The following is a 26,911-nucleotide window of genomic DNA, read 5'->3' as shown; positions in this document are numbered from 1 at the left end:
GATCCTCAAAGAAGGAGGAAAGCATGTCAAAATTAGTTGCATTTGCCGCGATACAGGGTGGCTATAAAGTTGTTTCCCAGGTGGAAGGCGAACTCGAAAAAGCCCTTCAGACCTACGATGCCAACACCAAAATTGGTTTTCCAAACACGGCCTACTATCTGCCGGTCATTTATTCACTCACCGGCATGAAGTGCGAGACCCTCGAGGACCTCAAAAAACCGATGGCCTTCGCCCGCGGCCTGCTGCCGCCGCATGTCAAGGGCGCCAACCATCTCCCCTACCTCGGTCCGCTGCTCGATGCCGGCATGGCCGGCATCTTCGCCTATGAGATCAAAGAGGCCCTGCGCATTCTGCGTGAGCCGGATTTCTATGTTGTAGGCGAGGATCCTGATATCGAGGCCGGTAAGATCTGGGTCGGTCCTGCCGATGACACCATCCTGCGTAAGCGTGGTGTCGAGTTCGTCGACGGCTCGGCCCCGGGTTTTGCCGCCATCGTCGGTGCCGCTCCGGATGCGGCCACCGCGAAGATGATCGTCGAGGATTACCAGAAGAAGAGTCTGTACATCTTCTGCGCCGCCAACCACAACGGCAAGACCGTTACCGAGCAGTGTCTCGAGGCCGGGATGCAGGTCGGTTGGAGCACCCGTATCGTCCCCTTCGGGCCGGATATCTCCTCGGCCGTTTTTGCCCTCGGTTTTGCCAACCGGGCCGCGATGGCCTTCGGCGGTGTCGAGCCGGGCGATTATCGCAAGATACTGATGTACAACAAGAACCGTATCTTCGCGTTCGTCAACGCCCTCGGCGATGTCGGCACCGAATGGGCCTTGGCCGCTGCCGGTTGCGTCAACTGGGGCTTCCCGACCCTGGCCGATACCGATATCCCGGAGATTTTGCCGACCGGTATCTGTACCTACGAGCATGTCGTCGCCAACGTTCCCCACAACGAGATCTGCCAGAAGTCGGTCGAAGTGCGCGGGCTCAAGATCAATATCACCGAGATCGACATCCCCTGCGCCTTCGGTCCGGCCTTCGAGGGTGAGCGCGTCCGCGGCGGTGACCTCTACTGCCAGATGGGCGGCGGCAAGACCCAGTGCACCGAACTCGTCAAGATGGCGGAGATGAGCGAGATCGAAGACGGCAAAGTCGTCATCGTCGGCAAGGATATCGGTGACATGAAGGAAGGCGAGACACTGCCGCTCGGCATCTATATCCAGATCGCCGGCCGTGAGTTCCAGACCGATTTCGAGCCGATCATGGAACGGCAGATCCACCATCTGATCAACTATATCCAGGGTATCATGCACATCGGTCAGAGGGATATCTCCTGGGTACGGGTGAGCAAGGCGGCCATCGAGAAGGGTTTCACCCTGAAGGATATCGGCGTTGTGCTGCATGCGAAATTCCACCAGGATTTCAAGAAGATCGTCGATAAAGTTCAGGTGACCCTGTTCACCAACAAGGAAGATGTCGACAAACTGACCGCCCGTGCCCGGGCCGAGTACAAGGTTCGCGACGAGCGCGTCGACAAGATGACCGACGAGGATGTCGACACCTTCTACTCCTGCACCCTCTGCCAGTCCTTCGCCCCGAGTCATGTCTGTACGGTCAGCCCCGAGCGGACCGGACTCTGCGGCGCCTATAACTGGATGGACTGCAAGGCCTCCTTCGAGATCAACCCCACCGGGCCGAACCAGCCGGTACTGAAGGGCAAGGTTCTCGACCCGAAGCTCGGCCGTTTCGAAGGTGTCGATGAATTCATCAAGAAAGCCTCGAAGGGAGCAATCGACACGTATAACTTCTACTCGATGGTTCATGCACCGATGACCACCTGCGGCTGCTGCGAGTGCATCGCCGCCATGCTGCCCTCCTGCAACGGTATCATGACCGTCGGCCGTGATTACACTGGTGATACGCCTTCCGGCATGAAGTTTACCACCCTTGCCGGCGTCATGGGCGGTGGCGCATCTTCCCCGGGCTTCGTCGGTCATTCGAAGTTCAATATTACCCAGAAGAAGTTCATCCTTGGTGACGGCGGTCTCCTGCGCATGGTCTGGATGCCGAAGATGCTGAAGGAAGAGTTGCATGACAAGATCAACGCCCGGGGCAAGGAAATGGGTGTCGACAATTTTGTCGATAAGATTGCCGACGAGACTGTCGGCATCACCGAAGAAGAGATCATGCCCTTCCTCCAGGAGAAAGGCCATCCGGCTCTGAGCATGGAACCTCTCATCGGCTAGTCAGATAGAGAAGGTCCGGCCGGATGCATTATCATCCGGCCGGGCACGATAGCGACTGCTCCGAACACATATAAGGAGATTATAGAAATGGCGTTAACAGGTATACAGATATTCAAACTTCTGCCCAAGACCAACTGCAAGGAATGCGGTGTCCCGACCTGTCTGGCCTTTGCGATGAACCTTGCTTCGAGCAAGGCGGAACTCGACTCCTGCCCGTACGTATCGGATGAGGCCAGGGAACAACTGGCCGAAGCCGCCGCACCGCCGATTCGACCGGTGGTGATCGGCAAGGGTGTGCGTAAGTTGACGGTCGGCGGCGAGACGGTGCTCTATCGTCACGAGAAGACCTTTTTCAATCCTACCGCCTTCGCCGGCCTCTTGCCCTCGGACATCTCTGTCGTCGATGCCGAGGCCAAACTCAAGGTCTGGAACGCAATCCAGTTCGAGCGCGTCGGCCTCAACCTGCGGCCGGAACTGGTCGCTTTGAAGGATGTCAACGGCGACAAGGCCGCCTTTGCGGCGCTGGCCAAACAGGTTGCCGAGACCTCGGAATTCAACCTGGTGCTGATGACCGAGGATGCCGCGGTGATGGCTGCTGCGGTCGAGGCCTGCGGGTTCAAACGGCCGCTGCTCTATGCCGCCACCGAGGCCAATGCCGATGCGATGGGCAAACTCGCCAAGGACAATGATCTGCCCCTGGCGGTCAAGGCCGATTCGATTGACGGCGTTATCGCCCTCACCGAGAAACTGACGGCGATGGGACTGAAGGATCTGGTCATCGACAGCGGCGCGAGGGATCTGAAGCCGGCCCTGGCCGATCTGGTCGGCATGCGACGTTCGGCCCTCAAAGACGGCAATCGATCGGTCGGCTTCCCGACCATCGTCTTCCCCTGCGAGATGGCCTCGAATCTTGAGATGGAAGGGCTCATCGCGGCCATGTTCATCGCCAAATACGGCAGCATCGTCGTCCTGTCCGACCTGACGACCGAGGTGATGTTCCCGCTGCTCCTGGAACGGCTCAATATCTTCACCGACCCGCAGCGGCCGATGACGGTTACCGAGGGCATCTTCGAAATCGGCAATCCGGATGAGAACTCGCCGGTGCTGGTGACGACCAACTTCGCTCTGACCTACTTCATCGTATCCGGAGAGATCGAGGCCAGCCGTGTTCCGGCGTGGCTTCTGATCAAGGATTCGGAAGGGCTTTCGGTACTCACCGCCTGGGCTGCCGGCAAATTCGGCGGCGATGATGTCGGCGCCTTCGTCAAGAAAAGCGGCATCGCCGACAAGGTCAAGACCCGTGAACTCATCATTCCCGGGTATGCGGCGGCCATTGCCGGAGACGTCGAGGAAGAACTGAGCGGCTGGACCGTCACCGTCGGCCCGCGCGAGGCAGCCCATATCGCCGGGTTCCTCAAGGCCAGACAGTAGGCAGGCAGTTTTTGTTTGATGTTTATATTGTATTTACAGCATAATACAGAGACCACTGGCAATCTGCATTCCCGGTGGTCTCTGCAATGTTTCCGGCTCCAAGAAAACGATTTTTTTTATTCAATTCGGTAAAGGAGGAAGACTATGATCCTATTCGGCGAAAGCCTGAATGTAATCTCCAAGGTGATCGGCAAGGCCTATAAAGAACGCGATCCCAAGCCCATTCAGGCCGAAGCTCTCGAGCAGAAGGAGAAGGGCATGGACTATATCGACATCAATCTCGGACCGGCGAAAAAGGACGGCCACGAGTTGATGCCGTGGGTCTGCCAGGTGGTCCAGGAGGTGGTGCCGGAAATTCCCCTGCTCCTCGACACCTCCAATATCGCCGCGATCGAGGAAGGCCTGAAGGTGCTCAAGCCGGCCAGCAAACCGCACATCATCAACTCGATCATGGCCCGTCCCGAGCGGTATACGGTCATGCTGCCGATGGCTGCCAAGTATGGGGCCGATATCGTGGCCCTGATGTGGGGACCGGATGGGCTGCCGCGGGACGAGAACGAGCGGGCCGCGCTCTGCGTCGAACTGCTCTATGCCGCCAACGAGGCCGGCATCCCGAACGAGAAGATCTGGGTCGACGGCATCGTCACCCCGGTAAATATCCAGCAGGCCCAGAGTGTAAGCCTGCTCAACTTCCAGATGATGCTCGAGGACATCGCTCCCGGGGCCAAGAGCACCTGCGGTCTGTCCAATATCTCCAATGGTCCGCCGGTCCATCTGCGGCCGATCCTCAACACCACCTACATGATCATGCTCGAGCGCTATGGCATGAAAGCGGTTATTTCCGATCCGCTCGACACCAACCTGACCGCGGTGGCCAAGGGCCAGCGGCCGGATATCGTCGACGTCGTCCACAAGGCGATGGACGGCGCCGCTCCGGATCCAAGCACGTTGCCGAAGGAACTGGGCGACTATGTCAAGACCGTCAAGGTCATCATGGGTGAAACCCTGTTCTCCGATTCGTATCTCGAAATCTGATCCTTTGGATTTCGATATCGCAAAAGAAAGCCCCATTGCTGTGCGAATGGGGCTTTTGTGCGTCGATCGGCCGAGACACCGAACTGTGCGGGTAAAGCTCTGAGAGGAACAATGATTATGGAAGACAAGAAGAATCGGGCTGATTGGATTTATGCCGTGGTCTGCGATCCGGGCCCGGGCGAGCATTTTTTCGGCCTGCACGACAAGGAACAGGATGTGGATTTTATTCCGGCCTTCAATTCCAGAGAGGATGCGGCTGATTGTCTCCTGACCCTGCCCCGGGAGAGGGGCCGGAAATATGAGGTCCAGGCGGTACATATCGATGAATTGAAAGAAATCGCAGAAAAAAACGGATTCGTGGTGGCGATGGTCGATAAGGATGGTCATATTATCAAATGATGTACGGATTATCCGGCAGTACATATTGATCCGCCATAAAGGATCAGGAGGAATTCAACCATGAGCCTGAAAATCGCCATCGGCGGCAAGGGCGGGGTCGGCAAGACTACCGTTACCGCCTTGCTCGCCCGCTCGCTGGCCGCCGATACCCGCAACACGGTCATCGCCATCGATGCCGACCCTGTTGCCAACCTCGCTGCCGGTCTCGGCATCCCCGAGGACCAGCCGATCCGTCCAGTCTCCGAACTGTCCGATCTGATCGCCGAAAGAACCGGCGCCAAACCCGGGACGATGGGCGGCTTTTTCACCCTCAACCCGAAGGTCGACGATATCCCCGACCGGTTCTCGCTGGAGCGCGACGGGGTCAAACTGCTGGTCATGGGCACGGTCCAGACCGGCGGTTCCGGCTGCATCTGTCCGGAGAGCACGGTCCTCAAGGCGCTGATGACCCATCTGGTCCTCTATCGCGACGATATCGTCATCATGGACATGGAGGCCGGAATCGAACATCTCGGCCGGGCCACCTCCTCGTCCGTCGACGCCCTGGTCATCGTCGTCAATCCCGGGGCGAGGAGCCGGGCCGCCGCCGAAAAAATCCGCAAGCTCGGCCGGGATATCGGCATCAAGAAAATCATCGTTCTTGGCAACCGAGTCAGTGGGCCGGAGGACGAGGAACTCATCCGCCAGTCACTGCCGGGGTTCGAGATCCTCGGGTTTCTTCCCGAGGACCAGGAAATCGTTACCGCCGACCGGGAAGGACGGCGGCCGCACGAAGACCTCAATACCGCCCCGAGCGAACTTTCCACCATCGTCGACCGGCTCCTTGCCTTGAAAAGATAAAAGACGGGAGCTTGTCTCCCGTCCTTGTACTCCACCCTTTTCTTTAAATTTCCATATCATCGCCCATCCCGGCATCCTGCAGTTCAAAAAGATTCGTCGTGATTTTTCCGTGGCGGCTTGACAATACTACATCGTAGTGTATCATTAGGTTGGGAATTATTCTCAATGTTACCGCCAGCCGTTTGCATACTTGGCATAGAGGCGGGATCGCGCCATCGTGATGCACCCATTGCCGGAGGGGAAGCCACGCGGGTGTCTCTTTTTCATATCAGACCAGGAGAAGTGCCATGGCCAAATTACAGGAACTCATAAGGGTTGAAGATCTTACAACCTGCGATGCGACAGCACAGATGATCACCAAAGCCCGGAAGGATGGGGTGGAATTATTCTTCGACCGGGCCAGCAACATGAAGCCATGTCCGATCGGTTCCGAGTCGGCCTGCTGCAAGCACTGTTCAATGGGTCCCTGCCGGATGAATGTTAATTCCCCCTATGACCGTGTGGGAGTATGCGGCGCCACCATCGATACCATTGTGGCCAGGAATTTCGGGAGGATGGTCGCTGCCGGAACGGCAGCGCACACCGATCACGGCATGGGGATGCTGGAGCTTTTTCGTGACGTCGTCAACGGCAAGAACACGGAATTCAAGATTCAGGATCCGTTAAAATTGCTGGAGGTGGCCAAGGCACTCGACATCGTCACCGAGGGGCGGGAATTGAAGGAGATTGCCCTCGATCTCTATACTGAACTGGAGAAGACCTATACCCAGGTCGATGGCGAGATCCCGATGATGAAAAGGGTTCCGCCGAAGACCCTGGAGTTGTGGCGCAAGGAAGGGATCGTGCCGCGCGGTGCAATGCGGGAGATCATGGAAATGATGCACCGGACCGCCATCGGCGTCGACCAGGATTACGAGAACCTGACCAAGCAGATTTCGCGGACGGCTCTGGCCGATGGCTGGGGCGGCTCGATGGTCTCGACCGACATCACCGACATCCTGTTCGGGACGCCGACACCGGTCGAGGTCGAGGTGGGGATGGGTGTTCTCAAGGAGGACAAGGTCAACATCATCGTCCACGGGCACGAACCCATTCTCCTCGAGGCGATGATCATCTCCGCCGCCGATCCGGAACTCAAACAGATGGCGATCGATGCCGGGGCGAAGGGGATCAATCTGATCGGCATGTGCTGCTCCGGTCTCGATGCCCTGTCACGGCACGGTCTGCCCCATGCCGGTAACTTTTCCTCGACCGAGGCCGTCCTGGTCACCGGGGCCGTCGATGCGATGTGCGTCGATGTCCAGTGCATCAAACAGGATATGAAACGGGTCGCCGACTGTTATGACACCCCCTTCATCACCACCAATTATCGGGCGAAAATCGAGGGCGCCCTGCATATCCAGCTCGATGAGCATGAGCCGCTCAAATGCACGGAAGAGATCGTCATCAAGGCCATCACCCGCTTCAAGACCCGCGGCAAAACAATCCAGATTCCACGAATAACCGGACGCGGGGTCCACGGCTTCAGTTATGAGTATATCAATTACATGCTGGGCGGATCGTTTAGGGGCAGCTACAAGCCGCTCAACGACAACATTATCAACGGTCGTATCCGTGGGGTGGCCGGGGTGGTGGGTTGCACCAATCCCCGCTCGAAACAGGATTTCTCTCACGTCGAACTGGTCAAGGAACTGATCCGCAACGATGTCCTGGTCCTGCAGACCGGCTGCTCGCAGCTCGCCCTGGCCAAGGCCGGACTTACCGGGCCGGGAGCCGCGGCATTGGCCGGGCCCGGTCTGGCCGAGGTCTGCGAGACGGTCGGGATGCCGCCGGTTTTGGGGCTCGGTTCCTGTGTCGACAATAGCCGGATCCTCATCGCCGCCTCGGAAATGGTGCGGACCGGCGGTCTGGGCGATTCGATCGCCGATCTGCCGGCGGCCGGCTGCGCCCCGGAATGGATGAGTGAAAAGGCCATCGCGATCGGCCAGTATTTCGTGGCCTCGGGGATATATACCATATTCGGCCACACCTTCCCGATGACCAACGGCACCAAGTTCGAGAAGCACCTGTTCGAGGAACTCGAGACCAAGGGCTTCGGCAAGTGGGGCTTCGCCGACGACCCGTTGGAGATGGCCCGGCTGATGATCGCTCACATCGACAAGAAACGTCATGCCCTCGGGATCGACAAGGCGAGGGAGAGGGTCCTGATGGATATGGCTGACCGGCGTGTCCTTGACGCCATGGCCTGATCGATCGGGCTGATTGAGGCCGTTCCTCGGCTCGCCCGGGCTCGCCACGGCCCGGGCCGCCGGCGAACGGCCTTTCTTTATGCTGGATTTCTCGCTACGGCTGCAATACATTACAACCATGAAGATCTTTGACGGCAAGTTCAGCTGGGATGGCAAAAAACATGACGACCATGATCCCATCGCCTGGTTTCCCGGGACCTATGATCTGAAGATCGTGGCCTTGCCCGATGGAGACAAGGGACGGGTTCGCCACCTCAAACCGTTTCTCTGCGTTTATGCCAGAACGGGAGACGGGCTGTCGATCTCGGCCCACCCGGAAAAATTCGCCCGTGAGATATGCCGCCGGTTTTCCCTCGATATCGAGAAGGTCTTGTGGGTCGAGGACCTGCTTCAGGAACCCGACCGTTATGAAATCGTGGTCTTCAAAAAGAGCGGCCACCTCGCCGATGCCTCCCTCTACAGCGTCGAAAAACGGCGGGCCACCGCCGGCGAGGTGCATTTGATTGAAAAGGAACTGGCGGCCCTGGCGCGGTGGAAGGAACCGGCAGGGGCGAAACGGGATGGATGAGATGGATGCGATGACGGAAGAGAAGCGGAAGCTGAAGGAACGGCTCCTGGAACTCGAGGGACAGATTGCTGAAACCAAGCGCCGTCTTCCGGCCCACTCCGTCAAACCGCCGGTGATGATGGATCTTCTGGCCCTTGAAGATGAACGCGACCTCGTGCTCGAGAGAATCGAACGGTTGCGAGGAGCATGAGCATGCAGCAGGCCCCTGTTTTTGAGGAGACGTACCAACGGTATCTTGTCAAACTCCGCGAAATCGACATATTCGCCAGGGCCGAACTCCTCGGGGTCGGCAGAGAAGAGGGAATCCTGCGGGTCCCGCTGTACGGCCGTCAGTACCATGTGTCGTACGACGGAATAACCGATCCGACCGGCGCTGAGGCCACGCCTGCGGTGCGGGTGGTGCTGTGCCGGTACCTGCTGACCTGCCCTGACGAGCTGCCGCCGCTCTCCGAGCGCCTGGTGACCTATCGCGAGTTCAAAGACGCCGGTCCGCTGGTGTCCTATTTCACCGCCAACACCAACAAGATTATCGAGACGACCTTCGCCGGTCAGATTCCCCTGCTGCTGCAACGGGCCGAACGGCTGGGCGGGGTGAGGCTCGACTCGACCACCCATGATCTGTCGCTGCAATTCGCGGCCCTGCCGCGGATACCGGTGCTGCTCAATTTCAACGACCGGGACGACCTCTTTGCCGCCTCCGCCTCTGTTCTCTACCGGGCCTCGGCCGAAGTCTTCCTCGACATGGAAAGTCTGGCCATCACCGGCACCTTGCTGGCTGGAAGACTGATCCGGCCGTGATCCGAGGACGGTTGCCGTCGAGGCGTGCATGAACGACAAACCGGTTGAATCACCATGAACGAACTGACTGGAAACAGTTCCAGGCGGGTTCTCATCGTTGACGATGAGCCGGACATGCGGAGACTCCTGGCGAGGCTCCTGGTCAAGAAAGGGGGATACGAGGTTCTTGAAGCCGACTCGGGCGCCGTCGGCCTGGTGATTGTCAGGGAATGGCTGCCCGATGTGGTCCTCACCGACGTCAAGATGCCGGGGATGGATGGGGTGGAATTCTTCCGGCGCCTGAAGGAGGTCGATCCGACGATCAGCACCATCATCATGACCGGCTACGGCACGGTGGAGATGGCGGTGGAGGCGTTGAAGACCGGGGTCTACGATTTCTTCCAGAAACCCTTCGATAATGACCAGATCCTCCATGCGGTGGCGAGGGCGATGGAGAGGACCTGGCTGCTGCGTGAAAACCGGCGGTTTCACGAACTACAGCAAAATCCCGAGCGTGGGGATTTTTTTGGGTTTATCGGCAATGCGCCGCGGCTGCTGGAGGTCGAGGATCTGCTCCGGCGGCTCGCCCCCAGCGACATGACCGTGCTGATCCGCGGCGAGTCGGGGACCGGCAAGGAAGTGGCGGCCAGGGCCCTGCACGCGATGTCGGGCCGGGCCGGTCGGAGGATGGTGACGGTCAACTGTCCGGCCCTGCCGGAAAATATCCTCGAGAGCGAGCTGTTCGGTTATTGCAAGGGGGCCTTTACCGGCGCCGATCGTGACAAGGTCGGCCTGTTCGTTGAGGCCCACCGATCGACCATTCTCCTCGATGAGATCGCCGACATCCCGGTATCGATCCAGACCAAGCTGCTGCGAGTCCTTCAGGAAAAGGAGATACAGCCCCTCGGCCAGACCAGGACCATCCCGGTCGATGTGCGGGTGGTGGCATCGACCAATCAGGACATCGAGGCCAAGATCGCCCGGGGAGAATTCCGCGAAGACCTGTTCTACCGTCTCAACGTGGTGACCGTGAGGATGCCGAGCCTCGAGGAGATCCGTTCCGACATCCCCCTCCTCATCCATCATTTTCTCGGAAAATACCGGACCGAATACGAGCGGCCCGAACACGAGTTTTCCGAAGAGGCGATCCAGCTGCTGCTGCGCCGTCCATGGCGGGGCAACGTCCGTGAACTCCAGAACACCATCAATCGAGCGGTGCTGCTCGGGGCCGGGCCGACGCTCGACAAAAAGGATCTGAGGCTGGATGTCCAGGCCCAGGGTTCGACCAATGCGCATCCCGACCTGTGCTTCGACCAGGTGCAGCATCTCGACTATGCCGGCGCCAAGGAGGCGGTGCTGAAGGAATTTACCGCCAGCTACCTGCGGGCCGCCCTGGGTCGCACCAAGGGCAATATATCCCTTGCCGCCAAAAACTGCGGCATGGAGCGCCAGGCCCTGCAGCGCCTGCTGCGGCGCTACCAGATTGCGATCAGCGATTTTCGATCATAGGCTGCACCGTCATCGCCGCAGAGACGCCGCCACCCCCAACACCACGATCTCCTGCCGTTCCCCGATGCCGCAATAAAAATGTTGCACTGCTTCAATCCGGTTGCGGGCAACAGCCGTCGGTGGTTATGCCGGGGAGTGGCGGCACGTTGTAAATAATATATAAATATCGATATATTATTATCAATTTCGGTTTTTCTCGTCCTCATCGTTCCTCTGGTATCGATTCTGCAATACAAGGGGCAATGGAGTCCGGCTGAGCAAGGCATTGCCCGGAGGAACCCGTCTGCCTTCCTCGGCCTGATCAGCCGTTCTCCATGATTCACGCAGTCCGGTCCTGTTGACCCCGGCCTGCAACATGAACGTTGCACTTCACAACTGGACGAATGATACCAGCCTGCTTGCGCATACTCGCCTTGACGCCGCTTGTGACCGTCATGCTGTTCTGTCAGGATGCCTGGGCCCTGCAGACCCATGGCGGCATGGAAGGCGTGGTCGTCCATCAGGCCGCCCATGTCCAGTATCTCGGCGCCCTCGGCTATCTCCTGTGGGACATCCGCCGCAGCGGCTTTGCCGGGGTCGGCTGGCGCTATCTCCAGTGGTTCTGCTGGATGATGATGATCTGGAACGGCATCGCCTTCATCGGTCACTTCGCCCAGATGGGCCTGTCGGATACGGCGATATCCACCGACGACGGCTACCTCTCGGCCCTGCTGCTGCCGGAGACTTTCGGCCGGTGGGTCTATTATGTCACCGCCTTCGACCATCTGTTCATCACCCCGGCGCTCATCCTGCTCTTTCTCGCCATGCGCTCTCTGTACCGGGCCGTTGCAGCGGAACAGGCGGAGGACCGACGATGATCGCCGGTGTCCCGCTGTTGCCGGCGATTCTCCTCGATATCATCGGTTCGGCCGCCAATATCGTCCTGGCCTTCCTGTCCTGGCGCTATGCCCTGCTGTTGTCCAGACGGCAGCCCGATAACTTCGTCTGGGGGTATCTCTTCTATGTCACCTTCGCCATCGCCGCGTTCACCATATCCCGGGCAGTCGGCCACCTGATCAAGCAGTTTCTGTTGATCGCCGGCCAGGCCGATTTATGGAGAGAGATTTCACCGTACTCCGGCGGTTTCAACACGCTGTTCATGATCTCGGTGGCGGCGGTGATGATCTTCTATCACAAAGGGGTCCAGGCCTACGAGGCCCTTGAACACGAGGCGGGCAAGCTGAAGAACGCCAACCGCGAACTCGCCGCCGCCGCCGTCCAACTGCGCGATCTGAACCAGACCCTGGAACAGAAGGTCGAGGAGCGGACCGAGGAGCTGTCGCAGTCGGAAAAGAAGTTTCGCCATCTCTTTTCGGCCTCGAAGGACATGGTCTTTTTCAGCGATGCCGGCAACCGGGTGGTCGATATGAACGATTCCGGCTTCGAGATGCTCGGTTACTGCCGGGAGGAGACCTCGACGCTGCAACTCGCCGATATTTTTCTCAACCCGGATGAGATCGATACCTTCATCACACGGCTGTCCCGGGATGGTTACATCAAGGATCTGAACGTCGATCTGGCCCGGCGGGACGGCAAGATCGTTTCGGTGCTGCTGTCGGCGACGGCGATCATCGGCGAGAGAGGGGAGGTCCAGGGTTCCGAGGTCATTGCCAAGGATCTGACCCGACTCAAGACGATGATGGAACAGCTGGCATCGAGCGAAAAAATGGCCTCGGTCGGCCAGATTGCGGCAGGGGTCGCCCATGAGATCAACACCCCGCTCGGCATCATCCTCGGCTATTCCCAGCTGTTGATGGATGATGTCCAGGAGGACAGCGATGCCTATCAGAGTCTCAAGGTGATCGAGCGGCAGACCAAGGCCAGCCGCAAGATTGTCGCCGATCTGCTGAAGTTTTCGCGGCAGTCCGGCAGCACTCGGGAAGAGGTCGATCTCAACGAGATCCTGGCCGACGTGGTGGCGGTGACCGAGCACACCCTCGGTCTCAGCAATATCGCCATCCATCGCCAAATGGCCAACGACCTGCCGGGGGTCGACGGCGATCCGGAAAAATTGCGGCAGGTCTTCGTCAACCTGGTCAACAACGCCCACCACGCGATGCTGGCTCAGGGCGGCGGCGAGCTGCTGCTGCGGACCCGGATTGACAATGGCGATGTGATGGTGGAGGTCCGCGACAGCGGCCATGGCATTCCCGAGAGGTACCTGGCCAGGATATTCGATCCTTTTTTCACCACCAAGCCGGTCGGCCAGGGGACGGGACTCGGCCTCTCCGTCTCCTACGGCATCATCCATGAGCACGGCGGCACGATTGAAGTGGAAAGCCCGGTGCTCGATCAGCAGCAGGGGGCGCTGCCCGGGACCCTCTTTCGCATCCGGTTGCCGCGCAGCGGTGCCGATCGCCGGCAAATGACCGACATGTCCGGCGCCCGGGCCTGACAATTGCTACGACAATGGAGAATACAATGGCGGAAATACTTGTCCTTGACGATGTTCTCGATGCGACGGTGCTGGTCGGCAAGATCCTGACCAGGAAGGGGCATGTGGTCCATACCTTCACCGAGGAGGATGCGGCTCTGGATTTTGTCCGGACCCATCCGGTCGATCTCGCCATCCTCGATATCAAGCTGCAGAAGATGAGCGGCATTGAGGTCCTGAGGCTGATGAAACAGGCTGTTCCCGACATGCATGCGATCATGCTGACCGGGTACCCGACGGTCGAGACGGCGCGGGAAGCGGTGAATCTCGGCGCCGATGAATACTGCGTCAAGCCGATTGACAAGCAGGAACTGGAAGACAAGGTCGCCAAGATCCTCGAGGGCCGGAGTGGCCGGATCTGAGAGGGCAACGGTCGATGCGGCGGCGGATGACGGCACGGAGAGGACGATGATGGACCACGGCAGGGAGTACCGGTATCTCCAGGTCTTCCATCAGGTGACGCGGATGATCTCGATGGTCCGCGACCCCCGCCAGGTCATGACCAATATCGTCCACAGCCTGCCGGAGCTCCTCGCCATCGACGCCTGCACCATCAGGCTGCTGGACCAGGCCAGCGGCACCTTCGTCCTCGGCGCCGCCGCCGGCCTGTCGCCGGAATACCTGGCCCGGCCGGACGTCGATTCGCGGGAGACCATCGCGATGGTGGCCTCGGGCCATCCGGTGGCGTTGAGCGTGGTGGCCGACAGTCCCCATCGGCCGTTCCGCGAGGCGGCCCTGCGGGAGGGTATCGAGTCGGTGCTGACCCTGCCGATCGCCTTCCAGGAACGGGTGATCGGCATCATGCGCCTGCTCACCCGGACACCACGGGTATTTGCCGAGGATGAGATCCTGTTCTCGGTGGCCCTGGCCGAGCAGGTGGGTATCGCCATCTCCAATGGCCGGATGTTCAGGCAGTTGGAGCAGCAGGTCGATTTTCTGCACGAACTGCAGTCGATCTCGCAGCTGGTCAACTCGACCCTTGATCTCGACATGGTCCTGCAGACCATCGTCGAGCTGCTGCCGCGCAGCCTGCGGGCCCAGGGGTGCACCATCCGCCTGCTGACCCCGCCGGCGAAGGAGCTGGTCCTGGCGGCCGCGGCCGGGTTGTCGCGGGAGTATCTCGACCGGGGCGAGGTGGTCGACGAGAAGAACACCATCCAGGCCCTGCGGGGCCAGGCGGTGGCCATCCAGGATGTGGCCCGGGACGATCGGGTGCTGTATCACGAGCACATGGAGAAGGAGGGGATTCGCTCGCTGCTGGCGGTGCCGATCAAGGTGATGGACGAGGTCATCGGCATCATCAGGGTTCTGGCTCGGGAATCGAGGACCTTCAGCGAGGCCGAGATCGATTTCTCCCTGGCCGTGGCCGAGGCCGGGGGATCGGCGATCACCAACGCCCGGACCTACCGCAAGATCACCCTGCTGTTCAACCAGATCGAGGAGCACGAGCGCTTCCTGGCCAACATCCTCGACTGCATCCGGCCGCAGTTGCTGGTGGTCGACCGGCAGGGCCGGGCGGTGATGGCCAATCGCGCCTTCCTCGAGACCAACGGCCGGCAGGAGGCCGAGGTGCTGGGGATGGAGTACGGCCGCCTGTGCCAGGCGGCCGCGGAGGATCCGCCCTGTCCGGTGCGGCAGGTCCTGGTGACCGGGCGGATGGCTGTCTCGGTTCAGCAGGTGCAGGCCGAGGACGGCACGCGGTGGTACGAACGGACGGCGACGCCGATGACCGGTGATTCGGGGGAGGTCGAGTTCGTCATCGAGATCATCCGCGATATCACCGCCCAGCGCCGTCTCGAGGCGGAGCAGGCGGAACGGAGCAAGCTGGCGGGGGTGATCGAGATGGCCGGCGCCGTGGCCCATGAGATCAATTCGCCGCTCTTTGCCGCCCTCGGCACCGCCCAGATGCTGGAGGGCGACCTGGCCGGCGGCGAGCTGGAGGAGGATATCGGGACCGTGGTGCGGAACCTGAAAACAATCAGTGAATTGACGGCGAAGATGACGATCATGACCGGGTATTCGAGCCGTGATTACGTTGGGGAAACGCGCATCGTCAATCTCTAGGGAGACGGGGTGCGAATGAAAAATCAAACGATTGTTCAACAAGGAGAAGGAATGATGAAAAGCAGATTCAGAATCCTGCCATGGCTTGGCCTGGCGATGGTGATGTTGCTTGGCGCCAGGACGGGACATGCGGTCGAGAGCGGCGATGCGACGGCGGCACCGGCAGCGGCACCGGCAGAGATGGCGGCAACGACGGCGCCGACGATCGCGATCGACAAGACGGAGCTGAAAAACGGCGGCACGATCAAGGTCAGCGGCCAGGCCGAACCCGGCAAAGCGGTCTATCTCGAGGTCTGGTCCGAGGATCATGATGTGCGGGCCAGCCGCTTCGATAGCGAAAAGGACAAGGAGACCGGCAAGCGGCCGTATATCTTCTACATGTCCGGCGAGATGCCGGCTTACTACAAGATCTTTGTGCAGAAAGACCTGCAGCCGACGATCGACGAGGCCAAGAAAGCCGGCAACAAGTGGAGCTATTCGGCCCTGCTCAAGGATCTCGGTGCCGATGTTGCCTACTCTGTCCCCGCCAAGATCAAGATCGACCATTTTCAATCGACCCTGATGGCCAGCATCGTCGGCAGCCGCGGCAAACAGCTGCCGGTCATGGACGAGAAGGAGACCAAAAAACGGTCGATGCAGCTGGTCAAGGCCCGCTTCCGCAGCATCGACAAGGTGTTCGGCGCGGTCATCGACGTCCAGCCGGATGGCTCCTATACCGCCGACCTGAATATCCGCAGCGGCCTGGCCCCGGGCAAATATAAAATTGTCGCCGTGGTCGACAAGCAGGTCAAGAGCGAGCCGGCGGTGTTCGAGAACAAGATCTCCTTCCCGACCGTCTACATGGATAACGCCGGCACCAGCATGAACCTGATCTACCCCTTCGTGCTGACCCTGGTTGTCGCCATCTTCGGCGTGCTGATGGGTGCCGGCGGCGGCTTCATCATGAACCCGCTGCTGGTCACCCTGTTCCCGGCCCTGCCGCACACCATCGTTGCCGGCACCGTTACGCCGACCGTGCTCTTCTCCCAGGGCAGCGGTATCTACAACTATTCGAAGATCAAGTTCATCAACTGGAAGCTCGGTGCCAGCATTGGTTGTGCCATGCTGCTCGGCGGCTTCATCGGCCCCAAGCTGACCGAGATGATCACCCTTGACCAGTTCAAGTTCGCCTTCGGCTGGATCCTCATCGTCCTTGCCGGCCTGATGTTCTGGCAGACGACGCCGGGCTATCTCGAGAAGAACAAGAAGGAACAGGCCATTCTCAAGGAATTCAAGAAACGCGCTGAACAGGCATCCACAGGTAAATAATCGCTCTCAAGGGAGGCAAAGCATATGAAAGTCGAATTCTGGGGTCAGGAATTTAAGGTCAACATGGTGGTCGGCTGCATCGGCGGTTTTCTCATCGCCATCATGTCGTCGATGTTCGGGTTCGGCGGCGGTCCCTTCATGGTGCCGCTGATGACGGTCTTCCTCCGTCTGCCGATGTATCTCGTCGTCGGCAGCTCGCTGCTGGCCATCTTCTTCAACACCACGGTCAGCACGATGCGTCACTACCAGTTCGGCAACTTCGATCTGATCTTCTTCCTCTCCATGTTCCCGGCGGCGCTGCTCGGCGGCTATATCGGGCCGCAGATCGCCAAACGGGTCAGCCCGCTGGTGGTCAAGCGCGTTGCCGTGGCCGGGCTGTTGCTGCTGGCCCTCAACCTGTTGGGGGTATATTGATCCGTCCCCGGCGGAGCCCCGGCGCCGATGGCATGAAACGGGTTTCATGCCATCGGCCTCAGCCGGTGGGCCGCGAGCAGATCGCGGTTCGTGCCGGCAGGGGCGGAAACGATGGTCATGTCGATGTCGGGAAAGGAGCCCTGAACCATTGGATAAGGGCGACCGCCCGGTACCACGAAAATTGCCTACTGACTGTGAAGACGACCTATGGACTTTAACAACCTGACCGCCATCATCGATTTCGCCATCTCCCAGGAGCGGGAGTCGGCCGACTTTTATCGCCGGGTTGGCGACAAGGAGGCCCGGGAAGGGACCAAGGACCTCTTTTTCCGCTTCGCCGAGGAAGAAGACAGGCACCGCCGGCTGCTCGAGGATCTCAAAGGCGGCGGCGGAGGCGGCGTCCTCGACGAGTACCGCTTCACCTGGATCGTCGACATCAAGCGCAGCAACTACGTGGCGGAGATCGACTACCACCCGGGCATGTCGTACCGCGAGATCCTGATGCTCGCCGCCCAACGGGAGGAGAAGGCGCTGGCGCTCTATAATCTTCTGCTCGCCAAGGCCGAGGACGAGGGGGCGCGCAAGGTGTTCAAGATGCTGTGCCAGGAAGAGGCGAAGCACAAGCTCGCCCTCGAGGGCACCCTTGACGCCTATATGGCAGAAATGGGAGACTGAGGACAGCGGCAGATGAACTGTCCCGGGCTGAAATTTTATTTGAACCGCATGTAGAGACTTGCCCATTCACGTGAGTGCGAACGAAAAGCCGATGGCGCGCCGGCGGCAGGCAACGATATTCCTGCCGAAACCTGCCCCTCCCCGGATACGGGGAGGCTGCCGCCCGCAGCTCGTTTGCTCCGGGCGCGTTGCTCTTTTCCCGGATCGGCGGCACGCGGATGACCTCCCCGGGGAAACCGCCCGGTACGGAATCCGCTGATCCGCCGACCAGATTTCATGGGGACGTGTTCCCCCGTTGTGTTGAACTTTTGCCTAAAGGAGAATTTTCATGAGCCGGTACCATCTCACCCAGGATACCCGCAAATGCATTGGCTGCCATGCCTGCGAAATCCAGTGCAAGGCCAATAAGAGCCTGCCGTCGGGCCCCCGTCTGTGCCAGATCGTCGAGGTCGGGCCAAAACTGATCGGCGGTCTGCCGCGCACCGCCTTCGTCTTCATGCCCTGCTTCCATTGCGAGAACCCCTGGTGCGTCGCCGCCTGTCCCACCGGCGCCATGCAGCAGCGCGCCGGCGACGGCATCGTCTTTGTCGACCACGACCTCTGCGTCGGCTGCAAGACCTGTATCGCCGCCTGTCCCTGGGGAGCGCCGCAGTGGCAGCCGGAAATCGGCAAGGTGGTCAAATGCGATTATTGCAAGGACCGGCTGGACCAGGGTCTGAGACCGGCCTGCGTCACCGGCTGCACCACCCAGTGTCTCGAATTCGGGGAAGGGCAGGCGATGACGGAGAAGAAACGAAAACGCCATGCCGAGTCGGTCACATCCTTTGAAAACAGCTCGTTTTAGGGCGTTGGAAATTCATCTCCTGCGTGTTGAGAAAGTAGTACGTGAAGATATTTCTCCCCCCTTGCGGGGGGGTCGGACCTCTGTCCGCAGGACAAGGCTCGCCGCTTGCGGCGGCTTTGCCCTCCCTGCACCTTGTTCGCTGTGAGAGCCTGCCATGAACCCAAGTCAGTGCCCGGTCCATGAGACCTTGCTGGAGTTGCAAAAGATCCCGGCCGAACGTCGGATAATCCATCCGCGCAGCCGTCGCCTCTTCGAGGAAATCGCCACCCTGATCCAGGATATCGTTGCCGCCCGGGCCGGAGCCGATCATCTGCCGAGCATTGACGCGCTGGTGGCCGAAGTGTGTGCCTTCACCGATGACCCGGCAGGCGTTGACACCGGTGAATGGCTCAAGGAACGGCTTACCGAATACCAGGAGGTCTTTCGCAGCCATGCCCTGGACCGCAACTGCGCCGCCTCGGTCTGCGACCATCTCACCCCGGCCCCCTGCCAGATGGCCTGTCCGGCCGGTATCGACGTCCCCACCTATGTGTCGCTCATTGCCCTCGGTCGTGACGACGAGGCGATCGAGGTCATTCGCCGCGACAATCCCCTGCCCTGGGTGTGCGGCCTGGTCTGTACCCGGCCCTGCGAGCTGATGTGCGTCCGGGCGCGGATCGACACCCCGGTGTCGATCAAATTTCTCAAGGCCTTCGCCGCCGAACGGGCGATGTCCTGGGGCCGCTACCACAATCCGCCGAAGGCGGCGGCCACCGGCCGCAAGGTCTGCGTCATCGGCGCCGGGCCGGGGGGGCTCAGCGCCGCCTATTACCTGGCCCTGCACGGCCATGCGGTGCGGGTCGTCGAGGCCCTGCCCCGGGCCGGCGGCATGATCCTGGTCGGGATCCCGCGCTATCGCCTGCCGTCGGACATCATCGACCGCGAGGTCGCCAAGATCGAAGAGCTGGGAGTCGAGTTCTCCTTCAACACCCGTTTCGGCAAGGACGTCGACCTGGAGTCGCTGCGGGCCGAGGGTTTCGAGGCCTTCTTCTTTGCCGTCGGCGCCCACGCCTCGTTCAACCTCGGCATCGCCGGCGAAAACGATTTTCCCCAGGTCCATGGAGCGGTCGATTTCCTCCAGCGGGTGGCGCTCGGCGAACGCCGTTGCCCCGGTAAGAACGTCGTGGTCATCGGCGGCGGCAACGTCGCCATCGACGCCGCCCGCACCTGCCTGCGCCTCGGCAGCGAGCAGGTCACCATCGCCTACCGCCGGACCCGCAAGGAGATGCCTGCCGACCATGAAGAGGTGGAGCAGGCGGAAGAGGAAGGGGTGCACTTCGAAATGCTCACCGTGCCCATGGCGGTGACCGGTGATCACGGGCAGGTCCGGGCCCTGCATTGCCTCAAGGCCAAACTGGTGACGGTAACCGGCTCGAACCGCCAGTCGCCCAAGCCCATCGAAGGCAGCGACTACCATCTGCCCGCCGATGCGGTCATCAGCGCCATCGGCCAGCGGGTCGAACAGCAGTGGTTCGCGCACATGCCGGGGCTTACCTGGACCCATCGCGACACCATCCGCGTCAACACCATCACCATGGAAACCAGTCTGCCGGGCATCTTCGCCGCCGGCGACGCGGTGACCGGGCCGGCGACCGTGATCGAGGCCATCGGCGGCGGCAAACGGGCGGCGATCGCCATCGACCGCTACCTGGGCGGCATTCCGCAGCCGAAACTGCCGCCGGTGCCGGTGCGGCAGCAGCGCATTCCCTACATCGATGTCCCGGCCCACACCAAGATGGCGCTGAAACGGCCGGAGATGCCGCTCCTCGGGATCGACCGCCGCCGTACCACCTTCCAGCAGGTGGAACTCGGTTACACGGAAAACCAGGCCCGGGAAGAGGCCCGCCGCTGTCTGCGCTGCGACATCTGCCGGCGCTGCGGCAAGTGCGTGACGGTCTGCAAGGAGAAGATGGGGGTCGATGCCCTGGCCCTCGGCTACCTGTCGTTCGACCATCCCCATGAGAGCGATTTCCGCCGCACCGAGCAGCGCTGCATCAGCTGCGGGGCCTGTGCCGCCAACTGCCCGACCGGGGCGATGCGCATCGAGGACCGCGGTGACGAGCGGATTCTTTCCCTGTGCGGTACCGTCCTCAGCCGGCAACCCCTGCTGTTTTGCGCCGACTGCGGCGCGGTCATCGGTACCGAACGCTACCTGGCGTTTATCCGTGGCCGCCTGGGGGCGCTGGCGCCGGCGCCGCACAACGGCGACGGCCCGCAGTGCGACGTTTGTGCCCGGAAAAAGGGCCATCATGGCGGCTCCACGGTCATGGCTGCCACCTGAAAAAAAGTGAATGGAGGAGAACAGCGATGGTATTCCATAAAGGTCAGATGGTGCGGGTACGGCGCCGCAGCAGCGATGAAAGCTGGGAAGAGTACATGGACGGACTGGTTGGGAGTCGGGGCATGGTCACCGATCCGGATTCCCAGATCAACGACCCTGATTCTCTCATCGAGGTCAGTCTCGAGGACAAGGGGACCTTTCGGCTGCCCCAGGATTGCCTCGAGGTGCTGGAGTAGGCTGTCGAGATCGTCGTCCGGCAGGAACCTGCGGAAAAGAGGTACTGAAAACGGTATCGGGGGCCGCATCGGGATGCAGAAAACAAACACTCCATTACGGAACGGCTGCTGAATGCGACTGGCCGAAGTAATCGACACATGCTGCGTGAAAACGGTGACCGTCACCTTGGAGGCCAGCCTGGTCGAGGCGGCACGGGCGATGCTGGAGGCCGAGGCGACGGCGATAATTGTGGAAAACGACCGGTTCCGGGAGATCCTGACGGCCGGTGACATTCTGCGCCGTCTGACCATGGCAGCCTCGCCGGCTGATGCCTGGCATGGCCCGGTGACGGCGGCACTGGGCGAGCCCGTGGCAACCGTTTCCGGTGAAGAATCGGTTGGTAAAGCGATAGAAATGATGGCGGCGGCCGGCATCGATCACCAGGCGGTGGCGGTGACGCAGGGAATAGTCGTGGCTTCCCTCTGTCGCCTGCTCCTGGCGGAAAACGCCCTCCTGCACGACGAGGTGCGGCACCTGCAAAATTATATCGACGCGCTGCACGACGCGCCCAACGACTGAAGGAAGACGATGATTACTCTCTACATCAACGACCAGGCGGTCGGCGCCGAACCGGAGACGACGGTCCTCCAGGCGGCACGGAGCCATGGGATAACGGTCCCGACACTCTGCCACCATCCGGCCCTGAAACCCTCCGGCTCGTGCAAGATCTGCGCAGTGGCGGTCGAAAAGGTCACCGGCGACAGGACGATCATGCTGAGCTGCCTGCTCAAGGTCAAGCCGGGAATGAGACTGTGGACCCAAGGGGCTGAAGTGCGCCAGGCGCGGACCAGGGCCCTGCTGAAATTGATCGCCATGGCCCCGATGTCGGAGCGCATCCGCCATCTCGCCGAAAAGGAAGGGATCGAGCTGCCGCCGGCGCCGGACGGCTGCATCCGCTGCCGCCTCTGTATCCGGGTGTGCAAGGAGGTTATCGGTCAGGAAGCCCTGCGCATGGAGAAAATCGACGGCCGGCAGCTGGTGCTCCCCGACCCCGACCGCTGCATCGGTTGCGGCACCTGCGCCAATATCTGCCCGACCCAGGCAATAACGGTGGTGGAAGACGGCGGGATGCGCACCGTCTCCATTCGCGACATCGCCTTCGGCCGCCATCCGCTCCAGCGCTGCCAGGGCTGCGGCAAATACTACGCCACCGAAAAGCAGATACGGTTGATGGAGGCACGTACCGCACCTCATCCCCAGGTCAAGGAGCATCACAGCTACTGCGCCAATTGCGCCAAGCTCTTTTCCGATCGGCTGCAGGTCATGGAAAAACAACCGCCGAGACAACCAACCAACAACAAGCGGCAGCAATAGGCTGCCAGTACAGCTCATAGCAAGGAGAACTATCCATGGTTGCCAAATCAGTATTCAGTGTATGCGGGATGTGTACGGTGAGATGTCCGATCCAGGTCACGGTCGAGGACGGCCAGGTAACATTTCTTCAGGGAAACCCCCATGTTCCGGCGATGAAGGGAGCGGTCTGCCCGCGCGGCGCTGCCGGCAACGCCCTGATCACCGACCCTGAACGACCGCAGAGCCCGATGATCCGGGTCGGCGCCCGGGGCGAGGGCAAATGGCATAAGGTCAGCTGGGACGAGGCCTTCGATTACGTTGCCGACAAGCTCAAGGAAGTGAAAGCCACATACGGGGCCAAGGGCATCGCTCTGACCGACCGCGGCGGCCCGTTCCGCGATATGCACCGGGCCCTGCTGCGCGGCCTCGGCAGTCCCAACTACTGCAACCACGACTCCTCCTGCGCCCGCAACGTCCAGCACGCCAGCCTGTCGGTCACCGGCATGGGCCGCAAGAGCGTCGCCTATGACCTCAAGAACGCCAAGCATGTGGTGCTGCAGCTGCGCAACATCTTCGAGGCGATCAACGTCCAGGAGGTCAACAACCTGATGGACGCGATGGAAAACGGCTGCAAGCTGACGGTCATCGACATCCGCGCCACGGTCACCGCCTCCAAGGCGACCCGCTACTTCCAGGTGCGGCCCGGTTCCGACTATGCCTTCAACCTGGCGGTGATCCATGAGCTGATGAACAAGCGGCTCTACGACGAGAAATACGCCGGCCGCTATATCGAGGGGCTGCGGGATCTCGAGGCCTTCGTCGAACCCTACTCGCCGGAATGGGCCCAAGGGGAGACCGGCATCGCCCCGGCCGAACTGCGCGCCTTCGTCCGCGAGCTGGTCGCCGCCAAGGGGGCGGTGATCTGGCATCCCGGCTGGATGGCGGCCCGCTATCGCGACTCGTTCTACGTCTGCCGCACCGCCTATATCATCAACGCCCTGCTCGGCTCCATCGGCGCCAAGGGCGGAATGCCGCTGGTCAGCAAACCCGGTGACGTCGGGCGGGCCGATCTGAAGGCCTTTGTCGATCTCTACCCCAAACCGGCGGACAAGCGGGCCGACGGCCTCGGCTGGCGCTACACCCACTTCGAGGAGGGGCCGGGGCTGGCCCACCTGATGTACGAGGCGATCGGCAGCGGCGACCCCTATCCGGTCAAGGCCTATATCGCCTACCGTCATGATCCGCTGATGGGTTTCCCCGACCCGGACCGCCTCAAGGAGATGCTGAATAACCTCGATCTCCTGGTATCGGTGACCTTCAGCTGGTCCGACACCGCCTGGTTCTCCGACGTCGTGCTGCCGCTGTCGCCCTATCTGGAGCGGGAGAGCGTCATCGCCACCAAGAACGCGCTGAAGCCCCAGTTCTTCGTGCGCCACCGGGCGATCGAGCCGCGTTACGACTCCAAGGCCGACTGGCAGATCGTCGGCGGTCTGGCCAAGCGGCTGGGCCTGCCCGAACTGGTGTTCGACTCGGTCGAGGACGTCTGGAACTTCCAGCTCCAGGGCACCGACGTGGCGATAGCTGATTTCAACGCCACCGGCATGGTCAACCTGGCCGCCAAGCCGATCTACCGCGATATGGACAAGTTGAAATTCAAGACCCCGAGCGGCAAGCTCGAGATCGTCTCGGCCAAGCTGGAAAAGGCCGGGCTGCAATCGCTCAAGCCCTTCGAGGCCCCGGAAACGCCGCCGGAGGGGATGTTCCGCCTGACCTTCGGCCGCTGCGCCCTCCATACCCAGGGGCATACGGTCAACAATCCGCTGCTGTACGAGCAGATGCCGATCAATCCCCTGTGGATCAACTCCAAGGCCGCGGCGAAACTGGGGATCAGCAACGGCGATACGGTGGTGGTGAGCCAGAGGGATTACTCGGAAACGACGGTGGCCAAGGTCACCGACCTGATCCACCCCGAGGCGGTGTTCATCATCCACGGCTTCGGCCATAAGATCCCGGTGGAGAGCCGGGCCTTCGGCAAGGGCATCGCCGACCAGAATTTTATGCGCGGCGGCCTCGACAAATGGGATCGGGCCGGCGGGGCCATCGCCTACCAGGAGCATTTCGTCTCGGTGCGCAAGGCCTGATTTAAGGCCGGTTCCCTGATCGTCGTGGGCGTCGGGACCTGATCCGGGCACAACTCGGCGGTCAGGCATGATGCGGATTGCCGGACGGGGGGGGCCGGCCGGTTATGAAGCGCGTCGCCGGAGTCTGGACCTGCCGGTGCTTGATCGCCTGGGCATGTATTGCCGACGTTTGGATGCAGAAAGACGGAAAGGCGGACCCCCGGGTCCGCCTTTCCGTCTTTCCGGCTACAGAGCGATCATTTTCTGCGCCAACTGGCGGGCGCTTGCGGTCAGCAGCCTCTCTACCATAGGTAGTCCGAATTCCCGTACCTGAAGCGGGTCGTCCCGGCGCATCTCTTCCAGCCGGGCCAGGTCCGCCGCATCGGCGAGGACCTGAATTTCCAGGGAATCACGATCCGACCGACGATGGTAGGCCTCGATCAGGGTGCCGACCCCTTGAACTATCGGCTCCTTGGCCGCCAGCCGGCCGAGGATGGCGGCGGCGAGGCGCTGTCCTTCGGCGATGATCTGGTCCGCCGTGGGGGTGCCGTATCTGGCGGCCGCCTCGATTTCACCGATTTCCAGCAGATAGGCGGCGCACAGGGTGATTCCGAGGTTGGCCCCCTCGTCCCTGGCGATCTTCTCCGCCTGCTGGGCCACCCGCATGATGTGGCCGATCCGCCGGAAATCCGACTTGAGATAGCGTTTCACCTCGACCGCCACCCGATCCTTCAACAGGTTGTCCTGATTGCCGACAAATTCCTCCGGCAGGGTGCCGAGGCACTGCTCGGCGAACGGACAGTAGGCGGCACAGCCGAAATCCAGGCGGGGATTGACCATCCGGTGGCCGCACCGGCCGCATTTGCGATTGGTGTCATCCTTGTAGAATTCGACCGTCCCGCCGCATTTGGGACAGGTTTCCTCATAGATGGCCGATTCGTTCCAGTATTGCATGTCTTGTCCCGGGCATTTCATGGCTGCACTCCTTGGTGGTGTATCCAATGACATTCCGGAAATGTGCTTCCCGGAAAGCGTGGAAGAGAACCCGTACAGGGCGCGGTCTGTGCGACGCCCTCTGGTCTTTTGTACAGCATAGACCGGATCCACCGGGTGGACCTTGACATGGGTCAAGTATATGGAAAAAAACAGGCCGGGGATATCAGGCTATTCCCGGCCCGGGGCGAGGTCTGAAGCGTGGTGATCAGAAAGCGCAGTTGTCGGCAATCAGCTTGTTGACCGCCATGACCGATGGGGAATCATCGGGGAGTTCGATCAGGGAACGCTTCTCCATGTCGAAGTTGAGAAGGGCCTGGTCGTCAGGGATGATCCCGACCAGCGGTATGCCGATTTCTTCGACCTCGCGCAGGAAGACCTCGTTCAGCTGCTGCGGGCCGCGGGTGACGATCAGGCCGATCTTGTTGACCTCGAGATGCAGTCCCGGCAGCATCTCGTTGATGCGGCGGACCGCCCTCAGCCCCCGCAACGAGTAATCGGTGACGAGAAAGAGCATGTCGACCTTGCCGCTGGTGCGGCGGCTGAGGTGCTCCATCCCGGCCTCGTTGTCGACGACCATGTATTTATAGCTCGCGGCCAGCTTGTCGGTGAACTTGTTGAGGATATTGTTGACCATGCAGTAGCAGCCCTGGCCTTCCTGCCTCCCCATGACGAGGAGATCGAAGGCCGGTTTCTCGATCAGGGCCTGTTCCACCAGCGTCTCGATGTAATTGACCTTGTCCATCCCCGAGGGTACACCCTGGGGGTCGCGCATGTAATTCTCCCGGATGTCGCCGATGGTCGAGGTCACATCCAGTCCCAGGGTTTCGCCGAGGTTGCTGTTGGGGTCGGCGTCGACCGCGAGGATCGGGGATTTGCCGGTGGCTGAGAGATAACGGATGACCAGGGCTGCGACGGTGGTCTTGCCGACGCCGCCCTTGCCGGCGAACGCAATGATCTTGCTCATAAACTCTCCATCTGAAGTATTGAATTGCGGGTGATTTGACGTATTGCGATGAATATATGTACTTTTTTCCCGTTTGCCAGCAGGATTCTGTCGCCCCCGGACGATTTCCGGGCCGGTTC

General features: G+C 60.9%; 23 protein-coding genes and 1 pseudogene. 22 read left to right on the top strand and 2 right to left on the bottom strand.

What is annotated here, in order from left to right; translation table 11 throughout:
* Positions 1 to 23 precede the first annotated feature (23 nt).
* The 22 genes and pseudogenes from acsB (at position 24) to ACWGKN_RS11405 (ending at position 24,853) form a co-directional block, all read left to right on the top strand.
* Entirely contained in the window at positions 24 to 2,237 is a 2,214-nt protein-coding gene (gene acsB / locus ACWGKN_RS11510; RefSeq protein ID WP_452095236.1) for an acetyl-CoA decarbonylase/synthase complex subunit alpha/beta, read from the top strand.
* A gap of 87 nt (positions 2,238 to 2,324) precedes the next feature.
* A complete protein-coding gene (gene acsC, locus ACWGKN_RS11505) occupies positions 2,325 to 3,668 on the top strand; it encodes an acetyl-CoA decarbonylase/synthase complex subunit gamma (RefSeq protein WP_452095235.1) in 1,344 nt (447 codons plus the stop codon).
* Positions 3,669 to 3,812: 144 nt separating this feature from the next.
* On the top strand, positions 3,813 to 4,703 hold the full coding sequence (locus ACWGKN_RS11500) for a dihydropteroate synthase (protein WP_452095234.1): 891 nt from the start codon (positions 3,813 to 3,815) through the stop codon (positions 4,701 to 4,703).
* Positions 4,704 to 4,760: 57 nt separating this feature from the next.
* Complete coding sequence (locus ACWGKN_RS11495; protein ID WP_452095233.1) at positions 4,761 to 5,102, top strand: DUF3110 domain-containing protein; 342 nt, start codon at positions 4,761 to 4,763, stop codon at positions 5,100 to 5,102.
* 60 nt (positions 5,103 to 5,162) lie between these two features.
* The gene (locus ACWGKN_RS11490; protein WP_035230197.1) at positions 5,163 to 5,942 is read left to right on the top strand and encodes an ATP-binding protein; all 780 of its coding nucleotides are present in this window, start codon (positions 5,163 to 5,165) and stop codon (positions 5,940 to 5,942) included.
* A 287-nt stretch (positions 5,943 to 6,229) separates the two neighbouring features.
* Entirely contained in the window at positions 6,230 to 8,191 is a 1,962-nt protein-coding gene (gene cooS, locus ACWGKN_RS11485) for an anaerobic carbon-monoxide dehydrogenase catalytic subunit (protein ID WP_424253866.1), read from the top strand.
* A 118-nt stretch (positions 8,192 to 8,309) separates the two neighbouring features.
* On the top strand, positions 8,310 to 8,759 hold the full coding sequence (locus tag ACWGKN_RS11480) for a hypothetical protein (protein ID WP_424253868.1): 450 nt from the start codon (positions 8,310 to 8,312) through the stop codon (positions 8,757 to 8,759).
* Positions 8,752 to 8,949: a hypothetical protein gene (locus tag ACWGKN_RS11475; RefSeq protein ID WP_452095232.1), complete on the top strand. Its 198-nt coding sequence runs from the start codon at positions 8,752 to 8,754 to the stop codon at positions 8,947 to 8,949. Before ACWGKN_RS11480 ends, ACWGKN_RS11475 begins: the two co-directional genes overlap by 8 nt.
* Positions 8,950 to 8,951: 2 nt before the next feature.
* A complete protein-coding gene (locus ACWGKN_RS11470) occupies positions 8,952 to 9,557 on the top strand; it encodes a DUF3786 domain-containing protein (protein WP_052160019.1) in 606 nt (201 codons plus the stop codon).
* Between the two features lie 54 nt (positions 9,558 to 9,611).
* On the top strand, positions 9,612 to 11,045 hold the full coding sequence (locus tag ACWGKN_RS11465) for a sigma-54-dependent transcriptional regulator (RefSeq protein WP_035230189.1): 1,434 nt from the start codon (positions 9,612 to 9,614) through the stop codon (positions 11,043 to 11,045).
* Between the two features lie 413 nt (positions 11,046 to 11,458).
* The gene (locus ACWGKN_RS11460) at positions 11,459 to 11,902 is read left to right on the top strand and encodes a hypothetical protein (RefSeq protein WP_424253873.1); all 444 of its coding nucleotides are present in this window, start codon (positions 11,459 to 11,461) and stop codon (positions 11,900 to 11,902) included.
* A complete protein-coding gene (locus tag ACWGKN_RS11455; protein ID WP_424253875.1) occupies positions 11,899 to 13,479 on the top strand; it encodes a two-component system sensor histidine kinase NtrB in 1,581 nt (526 codons plus the stop codon). The genes ACWGKN_RS11460 and ACWGKN_RS11455 overlap by 4 nt, the downstream gene beginning before the upstream one ends.
* A gap of 26 nt (positions 13,480 to 13,505) precedes the next feature.
* A complete protein-coding gene (locus ACWGKN_RS11450) occupies positions 13,506 to 13,880 on the top strand; it encodes a response regulator (RefSeq protein ID WP_035230185.1) in 375 nt (124 codons plus the stop codon).
* Entirely contained in the window at positions 13,867 to 15,582 is a 1,716-nt protein-coding gene (locus ACWGKN_RS11445; RefSeq protein ID WP_452095231.1) for a GAF domain-containing protein, read from the top strand. The genes ACWGKN_RS11450 and ACWGKN_RS11445 overlap by 14 nt, the downstream gene beginning before the upstream one ends.
* A 15-nt stretch (positions 15,583 to 15,597) precedes the next feature.
* Positions 15,598 to 17,304, top strand: a pseudogene (locus ACWGKN_RS11440) (sulfite exporter TauE/SafE family protein).
* 207 nt (positions 17,305 to 17,511) lie between these two features.
* Positions 17,512 to 17,979, top strand: coding sequence for a ferritin-like domain-containing protein (locus ACWGKN_RS11435; protein WP_035228911.1), 468 nt, complete (start codon positions 17,512 to 17,514; stop codon positions 17,977 to 17,979).
* A gap of 328 nt (positions 17,980 to 18,307) precedes the next feature.
* Positions 18,308 to 18,823 carry a 4Fe-4S dicluster domain-containing protein gene (locus ACWGKN_RS11430; RefSeq protein ID WP_035228909.1) on the top strand — a complete coding sequence of 172 codons (516 nt, stop codon included), beginning with the start codon at positions 18,308 to 18,310 and terminating at the stop codon, positions 18,821 to 18,823.
* 154 nt (positions 18,824 to 18,977) lie between these two features.
* The gene (locus ACWGKN_RS11425) at positions 18,978 to 21,143 is read left to right on the top strand and encodes an FAD-dependent oxidoreductase (protein ID WP_035228908.1); all 2,166 of its coding nucleotides are present in this window, start codon (positions 18,978 to 18,980) and stop codon (positions 21,141 to 21,143) included.
* A 26-nt stretch (positions 21,144 to 21,169) separates the two neighbouring features.
* Positions 21,170 to 21,379 (top strand): hypothetical protein, encoded by a 210-nt coding sequence (locus tag ACWGKN_RS11420; protein ID WP_035228906.1) that lies wholly within the window; start codon positions 21,170 to 21,172, stop codon positions 21,377 to 21,379.
* A 112-nt stretch (positions 21,380 to 21,491) separates the two neighbouring features.
* Positions 21,492 to 21,938 (top strand): CBS domain-containing protein, encoded by a 447-nt coding sequence (locus tag ACWGKN_RS11415; protein ID WP_035228904.1) that lies wholly within the window; start codon positions 21,492 to 21,494, stop codon positions 21,936 to 21,938.
* A gap of 9 nt (positions 21,939 to 21,947) precedes the next feature.
* Positions 21,948 to 22,733 (top strand): 2Fe-2S iron-sulfur cluster-binding protein, encoded by a 786-nt coding sequence (locus tag ACWGKN_RS11410; RefSeq protein ID WP_035228902.1) that lies wholly within the window; start codon positions 21,948 to 21,950, stop codon positions 22,731 to 22,733.
* 35 nt (positions 22,734 to 22,768) lie between these two features.
* A complete protein-coding gene (locus ACWGKN_RS11405; protein ID WP_035228901.1) occupies positions 22,769 to 24,853 on the top strand; it encodes a molybdopterin-dependent oxidoreductase in 2,085 nt (694 codons plus the stop codon).
* Positions 24,854 to 25,078: 225 nt separating this feature from the next.
* Here ACWGKN_RS11405 and ACWGKN_RS11400 read toward each other — a convergent pair whose 3' ends face one another.
* Positions 25,079 to 25,786, bottom strand: a complete 708-nt coding sequence (locus ACWGKN_RS11400; protein WP_452095230.1) for an HD domain-containing protein — start codon at positions 25,784 to 25,786, stop codon at positions 25,079 to 25,081.
* Positions 25,787 to 26,033: 247 nt separating this feature from the next.
* Complete coding sequence (locus ACWGKN_RS11395; RefSeq protein ID WP_035228898.1) at positions 26,034 to 26,792, bottom strand: ATP-binding protein; 759 nt, start codon at positions 26,790 to 26,792, stop codon at positions 26,034 to 26,036.
* Between the last annotated feature and the right edge of the window lie 119 nt (positions 26,793 to 26,911).

The organism is Desulfoprunum sp. (assembly GCF_053613775.1).
This window is presented reverse-complemented; position numbering and strand designations above follow the sequence as displayed.

Bases quoted from the DNA above. Each gene is read 5' to 3' on its own strand.
- acsB (WP_452095236.1), top strand. From the start codon at position 24: ATGTCAAAATTAGTTGCATTTGCCGCGATACAGGGTGGCTATAAAGTT.
- acsC (WP_452095235.1), top strand. From the start codon at position 2,325: ATGGCGTTAACAGGTATACAGATATTCAAACTTCTGCCCAAGACCAAC.
- ACWGKN_RS11500 (WP_452095234.1), top strand. From the start codon at position 3,813: ATGATCCTATTCGGCGAAAGCCTGAATGTAATCTCCAAGGTGATCGGC.
- ACWGKN_RS11490 (WP_035230197.1), top strand. From the start codon at position 5,163: ATGAGCCTGAAAATCGCCATCGGCGGCAAGGGCGGGGTCGGCAAGACT.
- cooS (WP_424253866.1), top strand. From the start codon at position 6,230: ATGGCCAAATTACAGGAACTCATAAGGGTTGAAGATCTTACAACCTGC.
- ACWGKN_RS11480 (WP_424253868.1), top strand. From the start codon at position 8,310: ATGAAGATCTTTGACGGCAAGTTCAGCTGGGATGGCAAAAAACATGAC.
- ACWGKN_RS11475 (WP_452095232.1), top strand. From the start codon at position 8,752: ATGGATGAGATGGATGCGATGACGGAAGAGAAGCGGAAGCTGAAGGAA.
- ACWGKN_RS11470 (WP_052160019.1), top strand. From the start codon at position 8,952: ATGCAGCAGGCCCCTGTTTTTGAGGAGACGTACCAACGGTATCTTGTC.
- ACWGKN_RS11465 (WP_035230189.1), top strand. From the start codon at position 9,612: ATGAACGAACTGACTGGAAACAGTTCCAGGCGGGTTCTCATCGTTGAC.
- ACWGKN_RS11455 (WP_424253875.1), top strand. From the start codon at position 11,899: ATGATCGCCGGTGTCCCGCTGTTGCCGGCGATTCTCCTCGATATCATC.
- ACWGKN_RS11450 (WP_035230185.1), top strand. From the start codon at position 13,506: ATGGCGGAAATACTTGTCCTTGACGATGTTCTCGATGCGACGGTGCTG.
- ACWGKN_RS11435 (WP_035228911.1), top strand. From the start codon at position 17,512: ATGGACTTTAACAACCTGACCGCCATCATCGATTTCGCCATCTCCCAG.
- ACWGKN_RS11430 (WP_035228909.1), top strand. From the start codon at position 18,308: ATGAGCCGGTACCATCTCACCCAGGATACCCGCAAATGCATTGGCTGC.
- ACWGKN_RS11425 (WP_035228908.1), top strand. From the start codon at position 18,978: ATGAACCCAAGTCAGTGCCCGGTCCATGAGACCTTGCTGGAGTTGCAA.
- ACWGKN_RS11420 (WP_035228906.1), top strand. From the start codon at position 21,170: ATGGTATTCCATAAAGGTCAGATGGTGCGGGTACGGCGCCGCAGCAGC.
- ACWGKN_RS11415 (WP_035228904.1), top strand. From the start codon at position 21,492: ATGCGACTGGCCGAAGTAATCGACACATGCTGCGTGAAAACGGTGACC.
- ACWGKN_RS11410 (WP_035228902.1), top strand. From the start codon at position 21,948: ATGATTACTCTCTACATCAACGACCAGGCGGTCGGCGCCGAACCGGAG.
- ACWGKN_RS11405 (WP_035228901.1), top strand. From the start codon at position 22,769: ATGGTTGCCAAATCAGTATTCAGTGTATGCGGGATGTGTACGGTGAGA.
- ACWGKN_RS11400 (WP_452095230.1), bottom strand. From the start codon at position 25,786: ATGCAATACTGGAACGAATCGGCCATCTATGAGGAAACCTGTCCCAAA.
- ACWGKN_RS11395 (WP_035228898.1), bottom strand. From the start codon at position 26,792: ATGAGCAAGATCATTGCGTTCGCCGGCAAGGGCGGCGTCGGCAAGACC.